This is a genomic window from Enterobacter sp. CM29, from assembly GCF_013179605.1.
Classification (GTDB): Bacteria; Pseudomonadota; Gammaproteobacteria; order Enterobacterales; family Enterobacteriaceae; genus Enterobacter; species Enterobacter intestinihominis.
The window spans coordinates 1-5,385 of sequence record NZ_JABMCU010000247.1 but is presented as its reverse complement, the minus strand read 5'-3'; the positions used below and the strand labels follow the sequence as shown (position 1 = coordinate 5,385).

6 protein-coding genes are annotated in these 5,385 nt (G+C 54.8%); 3 read left to right on the top strand and 3 right to left on the bottom strand.

All coding sequences use genetic code 11. The features are described from left to right. Both HP459_RS20975 and nudF read right to left on the bottom strand, forming a co-directional pair. Positions 1 to 208: DUF1249 domain-containing protein (locus HP459_RS20975; RefSeq protein WP_171936777.1), on the bottom strand; the 208-nt coding region annotated here is incomplete at its 3' end. Next, positions 205 to 837: an ADP-ribose diphosphatase gene (gene nudF / locus HP459_RS20970; RefSeq protein WP_171936776.1), complete on the bottom strand. Its 633-nt coding sequence runs from the start codon at positions 835 to 837 to the stop codon at positions 205 to 207. The genes nudF and HP459_RS20975, both read right to left, overlap by 4 nt. A gap of 203 nt (positions 838 to 1,040) precedes the next feature. Here nudF and tolC point away from each other — a divergent pair, with 203 nt between their 5' ends. The 3 genes from tolC (at position 1,041) to HP459_RS20955 (ending at position 4,539) form a co-directional block, all read left to right on the top strand. Beyond that, entirely contained in the window at positions 1,041 to 2,519 is a 1,479-nt protein-coding gene (gene tolC, locus HP459_RS20965) for an outer membrane channel protein TolC (RefSeq protein WP_022649426.1), read from the top strand. A 191-nt stretch (positions 2,520 to 2,710) separates the two neighbouring features. Next, positions 2,711 to 3,376 carry a DUF1190 family protein gene (locus HP459_RS20960; RefSeq protein WP_006811983.1) on the top strand — a complete coding sequence of 222 codons (666 nt, stop codon included), beginning with the start codon at positions 2,711 to 2,713 and terminating at the stop codon, positions 3,374 to 3,376. 2 nt (positions 3,377 to 3,378) lie between these two features. Beyond that, positions 3,379 to 4,539, top strand: coding sequence for a glutathionylspermidine synthase family protein (locus HP459_RS20955; RefSeq protein WP_022649428.1), 1,161 nt, complete (start codon positions 3,379 to 3,381; stop codon positions 4,537 to 4,539). Between the two features lie 81 nt (positions 4,540 to 4,620). On the opposite strand, the gene ygiD is transcribed toward HP459_RS20955, so the two are convergent. Then, positions 4,621 to 5,385: 4,5-DOPA dioxygenase extradiol (gene ygiD / locus HP459_RS20950; RefSeq protein WP_171936775.1), on the bottom strand; the 765-nt coding region annotated here is incomplete at its 5' end.

Here is a 5,385-nt window from a genome sequence, read left to right as displayed (position 1 = left end):
AGCTGATGCTCGGCGCCGTTTGCTCAATCTCCACCAGCGTAGTGTAGCGCGTTGATTCTGTTATCGTTAACCGATACTGCGCGTTGCTCACCTGATAGCTTACCGTTTCGCCGGGCGCGTCGTTTCGCGGCAGCAGGCGGCGCAGCTGGGCGAAATTGGTTTCGCACAGGCGCATCATTTCTGGGAAGTCAGGTGTATAGCGCTTCATTTTTTCCACTCGTTTCGTAAATTCTGATGATGCAGTTGCAGCCATTGCAAGGCGATGACAGACGCTGCGTTGTCGATAAAACCCTCTTCTACCCATTGGTAAGCCTGCTCCCGACTCACCACATGAACCCGAATATCTTCGTTTTCATCTGCCAGACCGTGGATCCCTTTCGCTGTCGTGGCGTCCACTTCGCCCACCATAATAGATGAGCGTTCCGTTGTTCCCCCCGGACTTGCCAGGTAGCTCAACACCGGTTTCGTCCGACCGATCGCCAGGCCTGCCTCTTCCAGCGCCTCACGGCGAGCGACGTCTTCGACCGACTCACCCTCCTCGATCATCCCGGCCACCATCTCCAGCAACCACGGCGTTTCGCTGGTATCATACGCCGCAATACGGACCTGCTCGACCAGCACGACTTCATCACGCACTGGGTCAAAGGGTAGCAAGACTGCCGCATGCCCGCGCTCAAAAATTTCGCGTTTGATTTCACCGCTCATTTCACCGTTAAACAGGCGATGCCTGAAACGGTAAAGTTCCATTGAAAAAAAACCGCTATAAAGCGTTTCTCGTGCAATAATTTCTACATCGTTTTTGGCGAAGGTGACAGGCACGTTTTCTGGTTTTTGCATCGGTCGAGTCCTGGTAGCAATGGTGATGAAATTGTGAATTTCAAGGCTGTTTGGCTGCCGTTTGTATGGCTATATGGTAGATTGGAGCAAATTACCGCCAGATGGCACGTTACGCCAACCTTTTGGTGTGGATGATTCTGTTAGAATCGGCAATTATTTTTAATTAGATCAGCGCTAATACTGCTTCACAACAAGGAATGCAAATGAAGAAATTGCTCCCCATCCTTATCGGCCTGAGCCTGACGGGCTTCAGTGCAATGAGCCAGGCAGAGAACCTGTTACAGGTCTACCAGCAGGCACGTCTGGGCAACCCTGATTTACGTAAATCAGCGGCCGATCGTGATGCTGCGTTTGAAAAGATTAACGAAGCACGTAGTCCACTGCTGCCGCAGTTAGGCTTAGGTGCAGATTATACCTACACTAACGGTTTTCGCGATAACAATGGCATCGACTCGAATGCCACCAGCGCCTCTTTACAGCTTACACAGACCCTGTTCGACATGTCCAAATGGCGTGAACTGAGTTTGCAGGAAAAGAGCGCAGGCATTCAGGATGTCACCTATCAGACCGATCAGCAAACGCTGATCCTGAATACCGCGACCGCCTATTTCCAGGTACTGAGCGCGATTGACGCGCTCTCCTATACCGAAGCGCAGAAACAGGCGATTTACCGTCAGTTAGATCAAACCACCCAGCGTTTTAATGTGGGTCTGGTTGCGATCACTGACGTGCAGAACGCCCGTTCACAGTACGATACCGTACTGGCAAACGAAGTGACCGCACGTAACAACCTCGACAACGCACTGGAAGCACTGCGTCAGGTCACCGGTAACTACTATCCTGAGCTGGCCTCTCTGAACGTGGACAGTTTCAAAACGGACAAACCGCAGGCGGTTAATGCTCTGCTGAAAGAAGCGGAAAACCGTAACCTGACCTTATTGCAGGCGCGCCTGAGCCAGGATCTGGCACGCGAGCAGATCCGCCTTGCACAGGATGGTCACCTGCCAACCCTGAGCCTGAGCGCCTCTACCGGCGTATCGGATACCAGCTACAGCGGGTCTAAAACGACGTCTCAGGCCTATGACGACAGCAACGTTGGCCAGAACAAAGTGGGCCTTAGCTTCTCTCTGCCGCTGTACCAGGGCGGGATGGTTAACTCTCAGGTGAAACAGGCGCAATACAACTTTGTGGGTGCCAGCGAGCAGCTGGAAAGCGCGCACCGCAACGTGGTGCAGACCGTGCGTTCTTCCTTTAACAACGTCAATGCCTCTATCAGTAGCATCAACGCCTACAAACAGGCCGTTGTCTCTGCGCAAAGCTCTCTGGACGCGATGGAAGCAGGCTACTCCGTCGGTACGCGTACCATCGTTGACGTGTTAGACGCAACGACCACGCTGTATAACGCGAAACAGCAGCTCTCCAGCGCACGTTACCAGTACCTGATTAACCAGCTGAACATCAAGCAGGCGCTGGGTACGCTGAACGAGCAGGATCTGCAAATGCTGAACAGTACGCTGGGTAAACCGGTATCCACGTCGCCTGACAGCGTGGCGCCGGAAAATCCAGAGCAGGATGCCGCGGTTGATAACTTCAACGCTAACGGCAGCGCCCCGGTTGCACAGCCAGCGGCAGCACGCAGCACCTCACCTGCCAGCAGCGGCACGAATCCGTTCCGCAACTAAGTGTGTCATCAGGCCCAGTGCGGCCTGATGCCCTCACCCCAGCCCTCTCCCACAGGGCTGAGGGAGCACATTAATCCCCCCCGAACGTAAGCCAACGTAAAGATCCCCCGGATTTCGCCCCTCTTCGCTTCATTTTCAACCACTCATCCTCTATCCTGAGCGTTAATACCCCTGGGTCCTGGAAGACAAATATGAAACGGACAAAAACGATGAATCACGCGTCGTTCCGCAAAAGCTGGAACGCACGCCACCTGACACCTGTCGCGCTGGCGGTCACCGCCGTCTTTATGCTGGCAGGCTGTGAGCAAAGCGACGAAACGGTGTCGCTCTATCAAAACGCTGACGATTGTGCGAGCGCAACCGGTAAAGCCGCCGAGTGTACGACGGCCTATAACAACGCCCTGAAAGAGGCAGAACGTACCGCGCCGAAATATGCCTCACGCGAAGACTGTGTAGCCGAATTCGGCGAAGGCCAGTGCCAGCAGGCTCCTGCTCAGGCAGGTATGGCGCCGGAAAACCAGGCGCAGGCACAGTCCAGCGGTAGCTTCTGGATGCCTCTGATGGCGGGTTATATGATGGGCCGTCTGATGAGCGGCGGCGCGGGCTACCAGCAGCAACCGCTGTTTAGTTCTAAAAACCCAAACAGCCCGGCGTACGGTAAATACACCGATGCCACCGGCAAGGGTTACGGTGCGGCAACGCCTGGCCGTACGATGACCGTACCGAAAACCGCGATGGCACCGAAACCAGCCACTACCAGCACCATTACCCGTGGCGGCTTCGGTGAGTCTGTGGCGAAACAAACCACCATGCAGCGTAGTGCGACCGGCTCTTCGACTCGCTCAATGGGCGGCTGATCATGGAACGAGTCAGTATTGTCGAGCGCCCGGACTGGCGCGAAAAAGCCACCGAATACGGTTTCAACTTTCACACCATGTACGGCGAGCCGTACTGGTGTGAAGACGCTTACTATAAGCTCACGCTCGCGCAGGTCGAAAAGCTTGAAGAGGTGACCGCAGAACTGCACCAGATGTGCCTGAAGGTGGTAGAGAAAGTCATCGACAGCGATGAGCTGATGACCAAATTCCGCATTCCGAAGCACACCTGGAGCTTTGTTCGTCAGTCCTGGAAAACGAACCAGCCTTCGCTCTACTCTCGCCTCGATTTGGCATGGGATGGCGTGGGTGAACCGAAGCTTTTAGAAAACAACGCAGATACGCCAACCTCCCTGTACGAAGCCGCGTTCTTCCAGTGGATCTGGCTGGAAGATCAGGCGAATGCCGGAAACTTGCCGGAAGGCAGCGACCAGTTCAACAGCCTTCAGGAAAAACTGATTGAGCGTTTCGCCGAACTGCGTGAACAGCACGGTTTCAACCTGTTGCACCTCGCCTGCTGTCGCGATACCGAAGAAGATCGCGGTACGGTTCAGTATTTGCAGGACTGCGCAGCCGAAGCGGAAGTGGCGACGGAATTCCTCTATATCGAAGAGATCGGTTTAGGTGAAAAAGGTCAGTTTACGGACACGCAGGATCAGGTGATCAGCAACCTGTTCAAGCTCTACCCGTGGGAATACATGCTGCGCGAAATGTTTTCTACCAAGCTGGAAGACGCCGGTGTGCGCTGGCTGGAACCAGCCTGGAAGAGCATTATCTCCAATAAAGCCCTGCTGCCGATGCTGTGGGAGATGTTCCCGAACCACCCGAACCTGCTGCCTGCTTACTTTGCCGAAGATGATTTCCCGCCGATGGAGAAATACGTCGTTAAGCCAATCTTCTCCCGTGAAGGCGCGAACGTCTCGATTATCGAAAACGGTAAAACGCTGGAAGCGGTTGAAGGGCCGTACGGTGAGGAAGGGATGATCGTCCAGGCGTTTTATCAACTGCCGAAGTTTGGCGACAGCTATACGCTGATCGGCAGCTGGCTTATTAACGATCAGCCTGCCGGGATTGGTATTCGCGAAGATCGCGCGCTGATTACGCAGGATCTTTCGCGTTTCTACCCGCATATTTTTATTGAATAAGACTTGCCGGGTGGCGGCTTCGCCTTACCCGGCCTACATGTCGAGCGTAGGCCCGGTAAGCGCAGCGCCACCGGGCATGTTTTACCCCACCTGCACCGACAGCATACTCAAGCTCCCCATCTCAATACCGTCGACCGGTGTTGTAATAACCTCCTGACCGTCCCATGCGCCTAATACATACAGCAATGGCAAGAAGTGTTCCGGCGTCGGGTTAGAGAGCGAACCGCCGTCGTGATCCAGATAGTTCACCAAAGGGTGCCGTTCGACCGGCCCTTGCCAGGTCAGGTTGTCTTTTACATAGTCATTAAAGGCTGTTGCCCAAGGGTACGGCGTATTTTCACCGTGCCAGCGTACCGTACGCAGATTGTGTACCACGTTGCCACTGGCAATCAGCATGATGCCCTCATCACGAAGCGAAGCCAGCTTACGCCCTATCTCCATATGCCAGGCAGCCGGTTTGGTGCTGTCGATACTCAGTTGCACCATCGGGATATCCGCATCAGGATACATCTTAATCAGCACGCCCCACGAGCCATGGTCAAAGCCCCAGGCCTCTTTATCCAGGGTGACCGGGAAAGGTGCCAGCAAATCCACCAGCGTTTGCGCCAGCTCAGGCGAACCGGGGGCCGGATAATGCGTATCGTACAGCGCCTGCGGAAAACCGCCAAAATCATGGATCGTTTTTGGCGCTTCCATGGCCGTCACGCCGGTACCCCGGGTAAACCAGTGCGCAGAGACCACCACAATTGCCTTCGGACGCGGTAACGTCTTACCCAGTTGACACCAGGCGCGGGTATAGACGTTATCTTCCAGAACGTTCATGGGGCTGCCATGGCCTAAAAACAG

Excerpts from the sequence above, each read along its gene's own strand:
- nudF (WP_171936776.1), bottom strand. The coding sequence starts at position 837 with ATGCAAAAACCAGAAAACGTGCCTGTCACCTTCGCCAAAAACGATGTA.
- tolC (WP_022649426.1), top strand. The coding sequence starts at position 1,041 with ATGAAGAAATTGCTCCCCATCCTTATCGGCCTGAGCCTGACGGGCTTC.
- HP459_RS20960 (WP_006811983.1), top strand. The coding sequence starts at position 2,711 with ATGAAACGGACAAAAACGATGAATCACGCGTCGTTCCGCAAAAGCTGG.
- HP459_RS20955 (WP_022649428.1), top strand. The coding sequence starts at position 3,379 with ATGGAACGAGTCAGTATTGTCGAGCGCCCGGACTGGCGCGAAAAAGCC.